The sequence below is a fragment of the Marinilabilia salmonicolor genome (assembly GCF_003003035.1).
GTDB lineage: Bacteria > Bacteroidota > Bacteroidia > Bacteroidales > Marinilabiliaceae > Marinilabilia > Marinilabilia salmonicolor_A.
The window spans coordinates 116,126-132,710 of record NZ_PVTS01000007.1 but is presented as its reverse complement, the minus strand read 5'-3'; the positions used below and the strand labels follow the sequence as shown (position 1 = coordinate 132,710).

The window sequence follows — 16,585 nt, the reverse complement described above, 5'->3', positions numbered from 1 at the left end:
CGGAAATATAGAACAAATCTTCAATTTTAGTTACAACAAGGAAGAAAAATCATTCTTCAAGATAGATTCCCAATTGCACTTTGTAGTATTTTTTGATACTTTCGTTCCTCTAATCTAAATCATATATGGCGCAGAAAATAGCCGTTATAGGAATGGGCCAGTTTGGGATGGCCATTGCTAAGTCACTGACAAAAAAAGGGGCCGAAGTTATGGCCATCGATCGCAGTGAGCATATTATTGAAGAAATGAGCAATCGTGTAGCGCTCGCGGTGGCAATGGATGCCACAGATAAAAGAACCTTACTATCACAAGGTATTCTTGATTTTGATGCGGTGGTTGTAGCCATTGGCGAGGACTTTGAACAACTATTGCTCTGCACTACACTATTGATGGACATCGGTGTAAAAAGAATAATGGCTCGCGCCAGAGGAAAGAATCAGAGGGTTATTCTCGAAAAAATCGGTGTTAAAGAGATTCTTTCACCCGAAGATGAAGTTGGAATAAACGTTGCAGAAAGACTTATAAATCCCTCTATTGTTTCATATTTGGATCTGCCGGACGAATTTTGCATCATGGAAGTGGCTGCGCCACCCGATGTAATTGGGCGATCACTCATAGACATTGCGCTTCGACGGCGCTATCATCTCAATCTCATTACCATGAAAAGAAGCGTGGAAGTGGAAAGAGATGGCGAAATGGTGCGTGAACAACACATTTATGGGATACCTAGAGGAGAAAGTCTGATAAGGGAAAACGATTCTCTGGTTCTTTTTGGCAAAAGAGTTCATGTGGAACGATTCATTGAAATAAATAAGTAAATGGGGCAGTTAAGAAATCTGCGCGAGCGAATAAATATTTTCCTGTTCGATATCAGGACAAATTTTTTCCGCGTCATGAATGTCTTGTCTGTAATTGCCGCTTTGACAGGCCTTTATTTCATCATTCGCTTCTTTGGATTTTCGCCCGACGATACAATTACTGAAGATCTTATATTTCAACTTCACAGAGTTCTGGATTTCTTTCTTTTACAGTTCTGCTTTCGGGTATTTTTTGATTTTAATCCCCAAAAGTTTTTGAAAAAAAACATATGGGAAAGCTTTATTATGCTTCTGATTCTTAGTGAATCATTGGTATTCTTTATTTTTGGCAAAGCCTGGTTGTTTCACTTATCCCTGTTGGCCGGGTTGTCGCCTCACGGGTATTTCATACTGGTTCAGGGTGTTTTCTGGATTGTAGTTCTCCGCGAAACAGGTCGTGCATCAATCAATATGCGCAAACTTCATATTAGTCCCGGGGCATTTCTGGCACTCTCTTTTCTCATACTTATTCTGTTGGGAACTGTGTTACTCAAAATGCCTGAAATGACATACGGAACCATATCCTGGGTTGATGCACTGTTTACCTCTGCCAGCGCTAGCTGTGTTACCGGTCTGATTGTTCAGGATACTGCTACTTTTTTTACTTTCAGGGGACAGTTAATTATTATGCTGCTTTTTCAACTTGGCGGTCTCAATATGCTTACCATTGCCACTTTTATTGGTTCTTTTTACCGAAAAAGCGGTAGCTTATACACATCAAGCTTGCTGAAGGATGTACTGGATACAGAACATATTGGAAGTTTGACGGGAATTTTGCGAAAGGTAATATTTTACAGTTTAAGTTTTGAAATTGCAGGAGCAGTTTTGTTGTACTTCTTATGGGGCAATCAATTTGGTTTCCAGGATACTGTTGATCGCATTTTTTATTCTGTTTTCCATTCCGTCTCTGCCTTTAACAATGCGGGATTCTCACTTTTTACCAACGGTTTATTTGAGGCGCCCATTCGCTTTCAGTACGGTGCACAACTTGTAATTATGATTTTAATTGTGGTTGGAGGACTTGGATTTATTGTACTTCAGGATGTATTTACAAATCCCACTCATCGCAGAAGCCCCAAAGGATATTGGCGAAAACTAACGGTTAACTCCCGGGTTGTCTTAACCATTACCTGCTGGATGCTGGCTTTGGGAGCAGCATTGTTCTTTATCTTTGAATACGACAACACATTAAAAGATCATTCATTTGCGGGTAAGGTTGTAGCCTCTTTTTTTCAGTCAGCCACTACGCGAACTGCTGGTTTTAATACGGTTGATACCTCTCTTCTGACAACTCCGACACTTCTGTTTTTCATGCTTTTTATGTTTGTTGGCGCCAGCCCTGGTTCCACAGGGGGCGGCATAAAAACCACCACATTTGCAGTAGCTCTGAAAGCTGCATGGGCCAATATCAGAGGCCGTGAGCATGTTGAAGTCTATAAAAGAAACATTCAGTGGGCCTCGGTCAATAAAACGTACGCAATTATTGCAGTTGCTCTTACCTTTCTTTTTATCTTTACCATTTTACTGGCAATTACCAATCCGGAGTTCTCATTTCGGGCACTTCTATTTGAACAGATATCGGCAATGGGGACAGTTGGGCTTTCACTGGGAATTACGGGAGAATTATCTGTGGCAGGCAAAATTATTCTGGTTACGTCTATGTTTGTCGGTCGAATAGGCTCATTGACCATGGTGGTGATTTTTAGCCGGAGAATTGTTTCCGGAGCCTACCGATATCCCAATGCCCGATTGATGATAGGATAAATAACAATTTAGTAGTATGTCTGAAAAAAATCTTAAACGTTGTCAATGGTGCGGAGACGATCCGCTTTATGTGAAATACCATGATGAAGAATGGGGCAGGCCGGTGTTTGATGATGAAACACTTTTTGAGTTTCTTATTTTGGAAGGGTTTCAGGCCGGATTGAGTTGGATTACCATACTTCGCAAACGCGAAAATTTCAGAAGAGCTTTTGATCAGTTTGATTTTCATAAAATTGCCCGATACAATGAAGATGATTTTAACCGGCTCATGGAGAATGAAGGAATTATTCGTAATCGGTTAAAAATAAGAGCAGCCGTGACCAATGCACAGGCATTTCTGCGAGTGCGGGAAGAGTTCGGCTCCTTCAGCAAGTATATTTGGGGATTTGTTGATGGTACACCTGTTGTAAACCATTTTAAAGCCATGGAGGAGATTCCTGCTTCAACACCGCTATCAGATAAGATTAGTAAAGATCTTAAAAGAAGAGGTTTTAAATTTGTTGGAAGTACCATTGTATATGCCCATATGCAAGCCACTGGAATGGTAAATGACCATGTGACAGGGTGTTTTGTTAGAGCAGAGAGCCTTGAGCATGGGGCAAGACGCTGCTGACGTCATGATCAAAGCAGGGAAAGCCTGACACAAAATTTTTGTATTCAATTGTCAATGGCAGCAACTTGAATTAACTCTTTTCACGAAATAAGTCCTCCTGGTTAGAGGGTATAAAAGTTGACTTTCAGTAACTTATTTGGGTGTAAGAAAGTGTTTGACAAACCATCGCTTACCATTAGTCTGTTATAAGTCTCAAAGCTCAGAACCCAAACCTCAAAACTCTTCCCGCTTCGCCTCGTTCCAGATTTCATCCATTTCGGCCAGCGAAAGTCCTTTCAGGTCAATGCCCTGTTTTATGGTTTTTCGTTCCAGATAATTAAAACGTTTAATAAATTTCTGATTGGTGCGTTCAAGTGCGTTTTCTGGATTCACTCCGTAGAGCCTGGCGGCATTGATCAATGAAAAGAACAGATCTCCAAACTCATCCTCTATGGCATCCTGATCGTTTTTAAGCATTTCGACCTTCAGTTCCTCCAGTTCTTCCTGGACTTTCTCCCATACCTGTTCACGTTTTTCCCAGTCAAACCCCATGCCTCTGGCTTTATCCTGAATGCGGTTGGCTTTTACCATGGCAGGCAACGATTTGGGTACTCCTGCCAATACGGAACGATTCCCGTCTTTTTCCTTTAGCTTAAGTGCCTCCCAGTTTTGTTCAACTTCACGGGCATCTTTTACCTTTGTTTCTCCGAAAATGTGCGGATGGCGGTAAATCAATTTTTCAATAAGTGAATCAATCACCTCTTTGATTGAAAAGGCCTCCTTTTCCTCACCAATTTTTGAATAAAAAACTATATGAAGCAACAAATCACCAAGTTCTTTGCGTATGGCATCCTGAGAGCCATCCAATAAGGCGTCTGCCAATTCATAAGTCTCCTCAATAGTCAGTGTCCGCAACGATTCGTTGGTCTGTTTTCTATCCCATGGACATTTTTCACGCAATTCGTCCATTACTTCAAGCAATCGGCCAAAGGCTTCTTTCTTTTCCTGCATTGGTTCCTTACATTTAGATGTTGTCCGGTAAAATCATGACAAACAAGCTATTAAAACATTCTGTTTCCTTTTGCCGGACGTTGCTCAAAACAAATAAAAACTCAATCTGTGATGCTTGCCATCACCATTCAATGACCAAAAGTAGCAATTATGAACGTGATGTGAAATTTTTCGGTTGTAGAGTTTTTGTTAATAACCAAAACCATGAAAGAGGAGGGTTTTCAAAACATATTTGTTAATTTTTACGAAAATAGTTTTAACTTGCACCCCCTGAAAACTGAGAAAACAAGACTTTATGAGTGTCCCCACATTTGATGTAATACTTGTATTTCTGGTACTTGCATTTATACTGATTTCCCTCTACCGGGAACTGATGGGGGCAGCTTTTACCTTCTTTATAGCCATTATGGTGCTGGGGATTTTCAAAATCCTGACACCATCCGAAATTCTTGCCGGTTTTGCCAACGAACAAATTGCAGTAATAATTATGCTGTTGCTTTTGGGCGATACCATCCGGCAGACATCTGTTATCGAAGCCATTTTTGAAAAAGCATTTCCCCGATCCATGAAATACAAAGGTTTTCTCGCCAGGATGATGATCTGGGTGGGAGGGTTCTCTGCTTTTTTGAATAATACACCTTTGGTGGCGGTAATGATGCCATACGTGCACCAATGGAGCCGTCGAAACAACATCGCCCCCTCCAAATTGCTAATGCCGCTTTCTTATGCCGCAATTTTGGGTGGCTGTGTTACGCTGATTGGAACATCCACAAACCTCATAGTCAATGGTATGGTTGTGGATCAGAAGATTTTTCCGGATATGCCCTCACTGGGGATGTTTGATTTCTTCTGGGTTGGTTTTCCCATGTTGATTATTGGAATGGCTTATCTCTATTTCTATTCGTACAAGTTGCTGCCCGACAGAAAGAGTGTAATGGAAGAATATTCCAGTGCAGAAAGAAAATACCTGGTTGAGGCCGAGGTCCGCCGCAACAGTCACTTGGTTGGAAAGACGCTGGAGGATTCAGAAATCCGCGATATGGAGGGGTTGGTGCTGATAGAAATCATCAGGGGAAACAGGATATACCAACTGCTTTCGGATAATTTCAGACTTCAGGAAGGAGATTTATTACGTTTTGCCGGAGAAAACAAAAATGTGGTGCGTTTGCTATCCGAAAATTGCGGATTGACTCTGCCATCAGTCGGGATGATGTCCAAGCTGAAGAAAACACAGGTGGTGGAAGTCGTTGTTTCGCATAACTCTTCGCTTATTACAAAAACAGTTAAGGAGGTCAATTTCAGAGGACGTTTCGACTCGGCCCTGCTTGCCCTGCATAGAAATGGTGAACGTGTAGTCGGAAAAATAGATGAAGCCAAACTTAAGGCCGGCGACGTATTGATGCTCCTGGTAGGTGAGGCTTTTATCAGTCGGGCCGAGAGTGAGCAGGATTTTTATCTGATCTCAAAAATCAGGGAGTTTAATCGTACCGAAAAATATAAAATCTATACTTTATTGGGAGGAACATTGCTTGCCATTCTGTTGGCCGCAATAAAGCTCGTTCCCTTGTTTATCGGTTTGTTTGTGGTGCTGATTGTGGTATCCACACTCAAGATTGTAAGCCCCAAAGACATGCCCAAAAGTATTGATTACAACCTTGCCGTTATTATTGCTATGTCTCTGGCTTTGGGTACTGCCATGATCAAAACCGGGGTGGCCGATATGGTAGCTGACCTGATTATTAGTGTTTTTCTGCCATTTGGCCGTGTTACCTTGCTTTTTGGAATTTATCTGATGACTACAGTCCTGGCAGCTTACATCACAAATAAAGCAGCAGTTGCCATTGTTTTTCCAATTTCACTGACAGCTGCCAAAACACTCGGACTGGAACCGGAACCATTTGCTTTGGTGGTTTCATTTGCTGCAGCGGCCAATTTTATTACGCCCATCGGCTATCAAACCAACCTGATGGTTTATGGCCCGGGAAACTATAACTTTAAAGATTTCTTTAAAATTGGTTTCCCGCTGACCATTATCTATATGCTCGTTACCATCACGGTTCTTAGTCTTATGTATTTCTAACCCGGTTAAACCCGTTGATAACATTTTACCCAATCGACTTCCATTTCGGAGGGGAGGTGTTTGTCACCCGGATTTTCCGGTAAAGTACAAGAGAAAGTCAGATACATTGGCTCCTGCGGAATATTGTGTGTTTGACGATAGATCTCAACACCATTTATACTCCATACCATTTCATTTTCGGACCAGTCGAACGAGTAGATAAAATATTTATTGGCAAATTTGGCACCATTCACTTTCTTGGTTGACTCTGTAATCCCCTTTCCCTGCACATCAGAGATAATACCGGCTTCAACCATCCGTCCTCCCGGATAAATGGTTTTAAAGATGTCAATGTGCGGCGTCATTCGTTCCCCGACCATCCAGAAAGCATTCAGCACGGGAAAGGTATTCGTAAAGCGCACCTTGGCCTCAAAACGACCATATTGCTGCCTGAAACTTTGACCGGTGCTAATCATTCCTGAAGTGTATTCAAATTCCTTTTCTCTGAATCCCCAGGTTGGATTCCAAACTTTACCTTTGGAAGCTTCCTGTTGCACCCTTATGCGCAACGAAGAGTCCCGAAGATCAATGTTTTCATCCTTAAACATCTGGTGTTCACCGTCGAGAACATACGAGTCATTCATTAGTGCTTTACCCCAATAGTAACCTGTAATCCATTTTTCGGTATCAAGAGAGGCACTGTCAAAGTTATCTTCAAAGGTAAGCTCCCATTTTTTGAGCTCTTCAAATGAGTTTTTATCTTTTATCTTGTGATACCATACAATATCCGGTTGTTTCTTTAATTCCTCGAATTCTTTAATAAGGGCAGCTTCATCAGACTTTTTGAACCGTTGTTTATCTTCCATTTCAGCCTTGAATTGCTTGAATTCGGATGATTCAACAGCTGCTTGCAGGTTATAGTATTCATTGATTCTGTCACTATCCTGAAGCCTTTTATAAATCTGATATTGTGAAGATTTCCCGGTTTTAACGGTCCATTTAACAGAACTGTCATTTTTGAGTCGCTTATACTCTTTATACTTATGGTGAGCATCAGACTTTTTAAAGTCGGGACTTGATTTTTCTTTAAAGAATTCTGGTGAGTTGACAAACTTTTCCAACTCAAGAAACCTTTGGTAGCGCTCGGAGGCAAGAATTTCTTCAATTTTCTTTGCTTTTCCGGAGCTTTTAAACTTCAGATATGTCTTGATATCATTGCTTTTGCTCAACTGCTTATACCGCGTCAAATGTTTAAATTCTTCCGTATCTTTAAACCTTTTGTTCTTTAAGTCATTGACGCGTTTTTCAAACGCTCCGGAATGAATCTCCTGATCGAGTTCCCTGTAACGCTGCAACAAGGCCGAAGATTCTATTTCATTAAAACGTTGAAAATCGTCCTGCAGTTGATTTCGTTGAGTTTCATACTTTACTGTATCCGGAAATTTTCCGCCAAAAAGTGATCCAAATATGCCAGCCATTTTACTGTATATTAAATTAGTCGTTTTTGTTTCTACGCCAAAAAAAGCATTTGAGCTTATTTTTATGATTAAAAATCATCCCAATGTCATGAGTATAGAGCTTTTTCATACAAAATTACAACGAATATAGCATTTTGATGCTTTTAAAAAAACGAAACAAGCAGGTTATTTTTGCAGTTAACAACAAAAACAGTCCTTTATGGTAAAAAACTCGATTGTCTTTTAAGTATGTATGGGCAGGATAAAGCATTCTCAATTTTTTAACCGGACGCCAATATTTTTTTCAATATTTTTTTTGTCAGAAAATGAGGTTATTAGGCTATTTGCCTGATCTCAGAGCATATTTTTATTTGAAAAACTATTTTGTGGAAACAAAAATTTTATACCTTTGCACTCGCTGTTGGAATTAAAGGATTCCGAAAATATTCAGCAGGCTCAATAAAATGAGTAATTATAAAAAATGCGAAAATAGCTCAGTTGGTAGAGCACGACCTTGCCAAGGTCGGGGTCGCGGGTTCGAGTCCCGTTTTTCGCTCTGAATTATTAACGAGGTATGTATCATTTAATTTGATAAATCTCGTTTTTATTTTGTCTGCTGCCCAGATGGTGAAATCGGTAGACACGCCAGCTTGAGGGGCTGGTGGCCTTAAGGCCGTGCAGGTTCGAGTCCTGTTCTGGGCACAAATTAAAGGCTGTAATTAACTACAAGATAGTTGATTGCAGCCTTTTTTTCATTGTATTACGATACGTATTACTGATCCCGAATTTCCAATCACAAACATTTCTGAAATAAAAAAAGGTAACCCGAATAAACGGATTACCTTTCATATAATCAGGCGCCACACCGGTTGGATTATTTAAACTCCTGACGACAGGATTTGAGTACACCTGAAAAGCGGGGATCCTCCGTGTCCGAAGACAACCCGAAGGTTGAGGCCTGCCCTTTTCCCAGATAGTTTTACTCGGTATAATTGTAGTGTTGAGTTTAACAATCAATAATACCGGTGTGGCATTTCTTATGTCAATGTTCTTTATACAAAAGTAGGCTAAAGTGCTGTTGTATGCAAGCAATCAATGCATTTTTCACGGTTCAGAACCTACTATTTTTCGGATGTAACTGATGGTCAGTTGCAAAAAAACTAAAGATTTTTATAATAAAACAACCGATTATAGGGTTCAGTGGATTTTCATAAATTTGCGTCATGGATTTGCCAAAATATGCAGTAATTGATGTAGAAACCACCGGCGGCAAGGCGGGCATTGGCCGCATTACGGAAATTGCCATTTTTGTAATGCAGGGAAAGAAGATTGTCGATGAGTTTGTCTCGCTGGTTAATCCGGAATGCCACATTCCACCTTATATCAGTCAATTGACCGGCATCACCAATCAGATGGTCGAAGATGCACCACGTTTCTTCGAAATCGCAAAGAAAATCGTTGAAATAACCGACGATGCCATCTTCGTTGCCCACAATGCCCCTTTTGATTACAACTTTATCAGGAAGGAGTTTGAGTCTCTGGGATTCAATTATCAGCGCGAAGTACTCTGTACCGTTCGGTTATCCCGAAAAATCATTCCCGGTCATCGCTCATACAGTCTTGGAAATATTTGTCATGATTTGGGAATTCCTCTATCTGACCGGCACCGGGCCGGGGGAGATGCACATGCAACAGCATTGCTACTGAATCGATTGATTGAACAGCAGGGAGACTACATCCTTGCTGAGCAAGACCTTGATATCAAAGGCATTCATCCCGATCTGGAGATGGCCAAAATCCGACAACTTCCGGAAGCTCCGGGTATCTATTATTTTCACAATGCCGAAAATGATGTGATATATGTGGGAAAGAGCAAAAACATCCGTAAACGGGTACTTTCACACCTTTCAGCAAAAGGAAAAAGAAACCTCAGAATAAAAGAACAATTGGTGGATGTCAGCTTTGAACTCACCGGAAGTGAATTGGTGGCCCTGCTTATGGAATCGGATGAAATCAAACAACAGAAGCCTCTTTTCAACAGAGCAGGACGCCGTACTCTTTTTAACTGGGGCATCTATTCCATCAAGGATCGCAATGGATACCAGAGGTTCTTTATTGACAGAATAAAAGATAACATCAACCAGCCGCTGGATGCTTTTTCGACAAAAGATGCAGCAGCAGTTGCCTTGTCGGGTTGGGCTGATGAATTCGGATTATGCCGCAGACTTTGTGGGCTGGAACAACCATCGGGAGCATGTTTTAATTATTCGGTGCACTTGTGCCAGGGTGCCTGTGTGGGAGAGGAGCCACATGAATCCTACAATCGAAGGGCTGAAAAAATGATGGAGCACCTGAATTTTGTCTCCCGTAATTTTGTCATCTTTGACGCAGGCAGGGAGGCCGGCGAACAGTCATTTGTTTGGATTGCCCGAAACTCGGTTAAAGGGTATGGATGGATTCAAAAGGAAAATCTCATCCGGGAACCCGATGATTTGGAAGATTTTCTGGCAGGAGGAACAGATAACCGGGACAGCCGCCAGATTGTACGTTCATGGTTGCGAAACAATGCCAACAGAAGCACTAAAATTCTGAAATATTAGAAAAAGGAACATCAGAGAGAAATAAAAACTCCGGTTTTATTGATGCTTCAATTCCTCAATAGTCCGTTAAGCTTTTTCAAAGCTCTGTAAATTAGAACTTTAAGTTCAAAGGAGTGTTTTTTATAAAATGCAGAATGTCAACATCTTAAGATTTATTCTAATCTCTAACTTCTAAAATCTAACAATCTATTGATTCCTTTGCTGATATTATTTTCCCTTTCGCCAGGGGAAATAGCCTACTGAGCGTTGAATGGTGCGCATAGGAAAAACGCCCTGATTGGCAAAGCGAATGTCCTCTATTGTGTAAAAAGCCCGCGGATTATACTTCTTGATAATTTCGGTTACACGCTTAAAATTGGAACGTTTGATTACGCAGTAAATAACGGTTACTTCACCACGTGAGCCATTGGCATCGTTCCAGGTTACACCAAACCCTTCATCCGACAGCTTACGCGCCAGGTCAATACCGGATTTCTGAGTAATGATCTGCAGATTGGCATATCCAAGGGCCAGTTTTTCTTCAATGAGCAATCCTATATAATTGCCGGTGGCAAAACCGGCAGAGTAGGCAATGAAATAAAGCCAGTTGTCGAGATTCTCAAATACCTTGGTCATGGCCAACAGCCAAATGAAAATTTCAAAAAATCCGAGCAATGGAGCCAGTAGCTTCAATCCTTTGGAAACAAACACAATACGTATGGTCCCGATACTTACATCTGCAACACGGGCAATGAATATCAGTGCCGGAATCAAAACCCACGTGTACCAAAAGCCTTCTGTAATCATCATTTTATCTTTTAAAATTCAGAAGTAAAATGAAACTTTATACCCTTGAAATTCTCTCTGGCCATATCCAGCATATAGGATGAGTCGGCCAGAAAAACATCACGTCCAAATTTGTCGGTGGCCATATACTGGTTCTTTCGCTTCTTGAAATCCTGCAGTTCTGCCTGATCATCAGCCTCCAGCCAGCAGGCTTTATACAAATTAATAGGCTCATAACGACAGGATGCTCCGTATTCGTGTAACAACCGGTACTGAATAACCTCAAACTGAAGGGCACCTACTGTTCCAATGATCTTTCTTCCGTTGAACTGACTAACAAACAGCTGTGCTACACCCTCATCCATCAGCTGATCGATACCTTTGGCAAGCTGTTTGGATTTCATCGGGTCGGCATTTTCAATGTATCTGAAAAGTTCCGGTGAAAAGCTGGGCAAACCTTTGAAATTAAGCGAAGCCCCCTCACTCAAACTGTCGCCGATTTTAAAATTGCCTGAATCCGGAATGCCAATGATGTCGCCCGGGAAAGCTTCTTCTACAATGGATTTTTTCTCGGCCATAAAAGCCGTCGGACTGCTAAACTTCATTTGCTTGCCCAGTCGTACATGCTGATAGTTTGTGTTGCGCTGAAAATGACCACTGCAAATCTTAACAAAAGCCAACCGGTTTCGGTGATTCGGATCCATATTGGCATGAATCTTAAAAACAAAGCCACTGAATTTTTCCTCGTCGGGTTCTACAACCCGTTCTTCAGCTTTTGACGGACGGGGAGGAGGCGCTATTTCGAGGAAACAGTGCAACAGTTCCCTGACTCCGAAATTATTTAAGGCACTTCCGAAAAAAACAGGTGCCAGTTTCCCTTCAAGATACGGATTTTTATCAAATTCAGGATAAACTCCCTCTACCAGTTCCAACTCTTCGCGAAGGGTATCGGCCGAAGTTTGCCCGATCTCTTCCGATAGCTGATTGTCGTTGACATCAAGGCTCAGCCCCTCTTCCAGGGTTTGCTTATTGGGTGTAAAAAGATACAAGCTCTTGTCGAACAGATTGTAAACACCTTTGAAATCCGTTCCGTTGCCAATGGGCCAGCTCAATGGCCTGACCTCTATTTTGAGTTCCTCTTCAATCTCGTCCAATACTTCAAACGGATCCCGGGAGGGACGATCCATTTTGTTAACAAAGACAATTACCGGTGTTTGACGCATCCGACACACCTCCATAAGTTTGCGGGTCTGAGCCTCCACACCTTTTGCGGCATCAATAACAATAATTACACTATCCACTGCAGTAAGCGTCCGATAGGTATCTTCGGCAAAGTCCTGGTGCCCCGGTGTATCAAGAATATTAACTTTATATCCGTTGTATTCAAAACCCATAACCGAGGTTGCCACGGATATTCCCCGTTGCTTCTCGATTTCCATGAAGTCGGAAGTAGCAGTTTTTTTTATTTTGTTGGATTTCACCGCCCCGGCTACGTGAATGGCACCTCCGAATAACAGAAACTTTTCGGTCAGCGTGGTTTTTCCTGCATCAGGGTGACTAACGATGCCAAATGTGCGGCGGCGTTTTATCTCTTCTTTAAATGTCATTGTCCATGTAATTTTAGGGGTGCAAAATTAGTCATTGCAATCGAACCATACCACTATTTTAAGGTGTTTTATTTTATAGATTTCCTCTTGAAGTATTTACGCAGGGGAAAGCTTCTTTTGCGGTTTAAGCCTTTTATCCCTTTATTTGTAATTAGTGTTTGTCATAAAGTACCATCTACTGCGTTACGCTTGTAACTGGCACTTTCTGAACAGACACAGTTCTAAAAACAGAATTTGCTTAGTTTATAGACAGACACTTCTATAGCAATCAGAAATAAAAAATTTGTATGGAGAAAAGCTGGGCCAATTACCACGGACATTCGTTTTACTGCGACGGACAGGGAGTTCCGGAAGATTATGTACTGAAAGCCATTGAGCTTGGCATGAATACCATTGGTGTTTCCAGTCATGCTCCGGTACCATTTACCACCGATTGGAATATGCTTTCCGAAAAGCTCCCGGTTTATATTAAAGATCTGGCTGATCTTAAAGTCAAATACAAGAATCAGATAAATCTCCTTTCGGCCATGGAAGTTGATTACATTCCTTCTGTTGCCGGACCACATCATCCTCGTATTCCGAATGCCTCCCTGGATTATACAGTGGGCTCTGTCCATTTTGTTGATGCATTTGAGGATGACGCGCCATTCTCCATTGACGATGCCACACCTAAGTTTGTAAAAGGAATGGATGAAATTTTTGGAGGTGACATCCGAAAAATAATTAAGCGCTATTTTGATCTCCAGAAAGAAATGCTGGAAAAAGATCCTCCAAAAATACTCGGACATCCGGATAAAATCAGAATGCACAACCGAAACCGGTTCTTTTTTGATGAAACAGCCGATTGGTATCTGGAAGAGGTCAGAAGCACCCTGAAACTTGCCGCCGAAAAAGAGGTGATTGTGGAGATTAACACGAAGTATTTCGAGGCAGCCGAATACACTTTTCCGTCCTCCACACATTTTAAATGGATGGCTCAAAACAAAATTCCGGTAACGCTGAACAGTGACGCGCATAAGCCCGAAAACCTGCTTTCAGGATTTATGGAGGTGGCTGAGTTACTACTGGAAAATAATATAAAGCATCTGTGGCAGTACAATAACCAGGCAGGAGATTTTGTTCCAAAGAACTTTGAGAAAGACGGTATTGAATGGTAAATACAGCGATCAACACACTTTTTATTGGTCAAACCGGGGAAATTCATAACATTTGTCATATTTCCTCTCTTTTTTGCTACATTTGCCAATCCCATACTACTTTTAATCGAAAAATAAATCAGGAATGAAGATATTGAAATTTGGCGGCACATCTGTTGGTTCTGCCGACAATATTCGAAGAGTAAAAGATATTATCCAAAACCAGAACAACCGGGTTGTAATAGTGGTTTCTGCACTTGGCGGAATAACCGACCGGCTCATAAAAGCTGCCACGCTGGCGGCAGAAGGAGACGGCCAGTATGCTTCGGAAGTAAAACAGATTGTAGAGATACATCAGGACTCCATCAAAAGTTTGTTTTCGGATAAACAAAAGCAGCAGGAAGTTTTTGATATGGTAGCGCCCGAATTCGATGAACTCAACTCCATTACCAAAGGGGTATTTTTGATTAGGGAACTGAGCAGAAAAAGTCTGGAAAGCATTTCAGGAATTGGAGAGCGTCTTTCCTCAAAGATTATAGCTTCTTTTTTGAATGCCAAATGGTTCGACAGTCGTAAATACATCAAAACCTATGTTGAATACGGCAGGAGCCAGGTTGATCTGGAGGCTACCAATAAGTTGCTTTTGGAAGTTGTTCCGGAACTTGACAAAATATCTTTGTTTCCCGGATTTATAAGCAGCAATAAAAAGGGCGATAACACCACTTTGGGTCGCGGCGGATCGGATTACACCGCTTCTTTGCTGGCTGCTTCCTTTGATGCTGATATGCTGGAGATATGGACCGATGTGAATGGTTTTATGACCGCTGATCCTAAGGTGATTAGCAGGGCTTATTGCATTGAACACCTGAGCTATGCCGAAGCAATGGAACTGTCGCATTTTGGAGCCAAAGTGATATATCCCCCAACCATCCTGCCGGCCTATCAGAAGAAGATTCCCATCACCATAAAAAATACTTTCAACCCCGAAGCCCCCGGAACACTCATTGACGGACAAAAAGAAACCCCTAAGCCCAGGCAGATTAAAGGAATTTCTTCCATTAAAAATGTATCATTGCTCACCGTTCACGGAATGGGCATGGTGGGTGTGTCAGGTATCTCCATGCGTTTATTTGCATCGCTGGCAGCAGAAGAGATAAATGTGATTTTAATTTCACAGGCTTCCTCGGAGAACAGCATCAGTATTGTCATTGAAAGTGATCAGTCTGAAAAGGCCCGGAAAGCCATCGAAAAAGAGTTTAAAAGAGAACTGGAGGATCGGCACATTAGCGGAATTGTCATTGATGACCAAATGGCGGTGGTGGCAATTGTGGGTGAGAATATGAAACATACCACCGGAATGTCCGGATTGCTTTTCAATAGTGTCGGCAAAAACGGAGTAAATGTTTATGCAATAGCACAGGGTGCCTCCGAGCTGAATATTTCGTTTGTTATCAAAGAACGGGATATAAAGAAAGCCCTGAATGTTATCCATGAATCGTTTTTCCTTTCTGATTATTCGCGATTGAACCTCTTCCTGGTGGGAAAAGGAACCGTGGGAAGCAAACTGCTGAATAAAATTGCTGCCCAGAGCGAAAAACTCATGAACGAAAACAGGTTAAAGATCAGATTAATCGGTCTTGCAGGCAGAAAAGGCATGCTTCTTAACAATGAAGGCATGGACGCTTCAACAGCCATAGAGAACCTTGAAAAAGAGAGCATTCCGGGAACTGTTGAAGATTTCAGAGACAGGATTATTGATATGAACCTGGCCAATAGTGTATTTGTGGATTGCAGCGCCAGCGGAGAGGTGGCTGCTATATATCAATCACTGCTGGATGCCAACGTCTCGGTGGTTACCGCCAATAAAATAGCCAGTTCATCTTCCTATTCCACTTATAAAAAACTAAAAGATACCGCTCGTGAAAAGGGAATACGCTTCTTTTTCGAAACCAATGTGGGAGCGGGACTTCCAATCATTGCACCCATCAATGATCTTGTTCGAAGTGGGGATAAAATCGTACGATTGGAGGCAGTGCTTTCCGGTACTTTGAATTATATCGTAAACACACTTTCAGAAGATAAGCCTCTGTCAGAGGTTATTATAGAAGCCAAAGAAAAGGGGTTCAGTGAACCCGACCCGCGTGTTGACCTGAGTGGAACCGATGTAGTTAGAAAATCATTGATTCTTGCCCGTGAGTCGGGTTACAACCTTGAAGAGGCCGATGTTCAGGTTGAACCTTTTGTCCCGCAGGAGTATCTGGATTTGCCTTCGCTTGAGGAGTTTATGAGAAAAGTAAAAGAACTGGATGCTCCCTTTGAAGAGAGAAGACAAAAGGCACTCAAGGAGGGAAAAAGGCTTCGCTATGGTGCCAGACTTACGTCAGAAGGGAAAGCTGTTGTAGGACTAATGGAAGTGGACAGGACGCATCCGTTTTACGATCTGGAAGGAAGCAACAACATCGTGTTAATCTGGTCGGAACATTACTTTGAGCACCCCATGCAAATTAAAGGGTATGGGGCAGGAGCAGATGTTACCGCAGCAGGCGTCTTTGCTGATATTATCAAAGTTGCTAATGTATAGCGCCATAAGAAACAAATAAACAAAAAAGCCCGGCAGACACCGGGCTTATTTGTGAGCGGAAAACGGGGATCGAACCCGCGACCCTCAGCTTGGGAAGCTGATGCTCTACCACTGAGCTACTTCCGCATAGTGGTTACAAAAATATAAATTATTTGA

The 16,585-nt window shown here is 41.8% G+C and carries 11 protein-coding genes and 3 tRNA genes; 9 read left to right on the top strand and 5 right to left on the bottom strand.

Going from position 1 to position 16,585, the window contains the following annotated elements; all coding sequences use genetic code 11:
* Positions 1-125: 125 nt before the first annotated feature.
* The 3 genes from BY457_RS09045 to BY457_RS09035 are packed head-to-tail and all read left to right on the top strand — an operon-like array spanning position 126 to position 3,234.
* On the top strand, positions 126-818 hold the full coding sequence (locus BY457_RS09045) for a potassium channel family protein (RefSeq protein ID WP_106153008.1): 693 nt from the start codon (positions 126-128) through the stop codon (positions 816-818).
* The gene (locus tag BY457_RS09040; protein WP_106153007.1) at positions 819-2,621 is read left to right on the top strand and encodes a TrkH family potassium uptake protein; all 1,803 of its coding nucleotides are present in this window, start codon (positions 819-821) and stop codon (positions 2,619-2,621) included.
* 16 nt (positions 2,622-2,637) lie between these two features.
* Positions 2,638-3,234, top strand: a complete 597-nt coding sequence (locus tag BY457_RS09035; RefSeq protein WP_106153006.1) for a DNA-3-methyladenine glycosylase I — start codon at positions 2,638-2,640, stop codon at positions 3,232-3,234.
* A gap of 213 nt (positions 3,235-3,447) precedes the next feature.
* On the opposite strand, the gene mazG is transcribed toward BY457_RS09035, so the two are convergent.
* Positions 3,448-4,224 carry a nucleoside triphosphate pyrophosphohydrolase gene (gene mazG / locus BY457_RS09030; protein ID WP_106153005.1) on the bottom strand — a complete coding sequence of 259 codons (777 nt, stop codon included), beginning with the start codon at positions 4,222-4,224 and terminating at the stop codon, positions 3,448-3,450.
* A gap of 295 nt (positions 4,225-4,519) precedes the next feature.
* Between mazG and BY457_RS09025 the strand changes: the two genes are divergently transcribed.
* Entirely contained in the window at positions 4,520-6,304 is a 1,785-nt protein-coding gene (locus BY457_RS09025) for an SLC13 family permease (protein ID WP_106153004.1), read from the top strand.
* Positions 6,305-6,309: 5 nt separating this feature from the next.
* On the opposite strand, the gene BY457_RS09020 is transcribed toward BY457_RS09025, so the two are convergent.
* Positions 6,310-7,761 (bottom strand): glycoside hydrolase family 16 protein, encoded by a 1,452-nt coding sequence (locus tag BY457_RS09020; protein WP_106153003.1) that lies wholly within the window; start codon positions 7,759-7,761, stop codon positions 6,310-6,312.
* A 462-nt stretch (positions 7,762-8,223) separates the two neighbouring features.
* Here BY457_RS09020 and BY457_RS09015 point away from each other — a divergent pair.
* The 3 genes from BY457_RS09015 (at position 8,224) to BY457_RS09005 (ending at position 10,340) form a co-directional block, all read left to right on the top strand.
* Positions 8,224-8,296, top strand: a tRNA-Gly gene (locus tag BY457_RS09015).
* Between the two features lie 62 nt (positions 8,297-8,358).
* A tRNA-Leu gene (locus tag BY457_RS09010) sits at positions 8,359-8,442 on the top strand.
* Between the two features lie 521 nt (positions 8,443-8,963).
* Positions 8,964-10,340 carry an exonuclease domain-containing protein gene (locus BY457_RS09005; protein WP_106153002.1) on the top strand — a complete coding sequence of 459 codons (1,377 nt, stop codon included), beginning with the start codon at positions 8,964-8,966 and terminating at the stop codon, positions 10,338-10,340.
* A 207-nt stretch (positions 10,341-10,547) separates the two neighbouring features.
* Here the strand turns inward: BY457_RS09005 and BY457_RS09000 are convergent, their stop codons facing one another.
* A complete protein-coding gene (locus tag BY457_RS09000; protein ID WP_258176679.1) occupies positions 10,548-11,129 on the bottom strand; it encodes a DUF2179 domain-containing protein in 582 nt (193 codons plus the stop codon).
* A gap of 8 nt (positions 11,130-11,137) precedes the next feature.
* A complete protein-coding gene (locus BY457_RS08995) occupies positions 11,138-12,712 on the bottom strand; it encodes a peptide chain release factor 3 (protein WP_106153000.1) in 1,575 nt (524 codons plus the stop codon).
* Positions 12,713-12,999: 287 nt separating this feature from the next.
* On the opposite strand from BY457_RS08995, the gene BY457_RS08990 reads away from it, so the two are divergent.
* Positions 13,000-13,869 (top strand): histidinol-phosphatase, encoded by an 870-nt coding sequence (locus tag BY457_RS08990; RefSeq protein WP_106152999.1) that lies wholly within the window; start codon positions 13,000-13,002, stop codon positions 13,867-13,869.
* A gap of 124 nt (positions 13,870-13,993) precedes the next feature.
* Complete coding sequence (gene thrA, locus BY457_RS08985; protein ID WP_106152998.1) at positions 13,994-16,429, top strand: bifunctional aspartate kinase/homoserine dehydrogenase I; 2,436 nt, start codon at positions 13,994-13,996, stop codon at positions 16,427-16,429.
* A 54-nt stretch (positions 16,430-16,483) separates the two neighbouring features.
* On the opposite strand, the gene BY457_RS08980 is transcribed toward thrA, so the two are convergent.
* Positions 16,484-16,555 (bottom strand) — tRNA-Gly (locus BY457_RS08980).
* Between the last annotated feature and the right edge of the window lie 30 nt (positions 16,556-16,585).

Excerpts from the sequence above, each read along its gene's own strand:
- BY457_RS09040 (WP_106153007.1), top strand. The coding sequence starts at position 819 with ATGGGGCAGTTAAGAAATCTGCGCGAGCGAATAAATATTTTCCTGTTC.
- BY457_RS09035 (WP_106153006.1), top strand. The coding sequence starts at position 2,638 with ATGTCTGAAAAAAATCTTAAACGTTGTCAATGGTGCGGAGACGATCCG.
- BY457_RS09000 (WP_258176679.1), bottom strand. The coding sequence starts at position 11,129 with ATGATGATTACAGAAGGCTTTTGGTACACGTGGGTTTTGATTCCGGCA.
- BY457_RS09045 (WP_106153008.1), top strand. The coding sequence starts at position 126 with ATGGCGCAGAAAATAGCCGTTATAGGAATGGGCCAGTTTGGGATGGCC.
- BY457_RS09005 (WP_106153002.1), top strand. The coding sequence starts at position 8,964 with ATGGATTTGCCAAAATATGCAGTAATTGATGTAGAAACCACCGGCGGC.
- thrA (WP_106152998.1), top strand. The coding sequence starts at position 13,994 with ATGAAGATATTGAAATTTGGCGGCACATCTGTTGGTTCTGCCGACAAT.
- BY457_RS08995 (WP_106153000.1), bottom strand. The coding sequence starts at position 12,712 with ATGACATTTAAAGAAGAGATAAAACGCCGCCGCACATTTGGCATCGTT.
- BY457_RS08990 (WP_106152999.1), top strand. The coding sequence starts at position 13,000 with ATGGAGAAAAGCTGGGCCAATTACCACGGACATTCGTTTTACTGCGAC.
- BY457_RS09025 (WP_106153004.1), top strand. The coding sequence starts at position 4,520 with ATGAGTGTCCCCACATTTGATGTAATACTTGTATTTCTGGTACTTGCA.
- mazG (WP_106153005.1), bottom strand. The coding sequence starts at position 4,224 with ATGCAGGAAAAGAAAGAAGCCTTTGGCCGATTGCTTGAAGTAATGGAC.
- BY457_RS09020 (WP_106153003.1), bottom strand. The coding sequence starts at position 7,761 with ATGGCTGGCATATTTGGATCACTTTTTGGCGGAAAATTTCCGGATACA.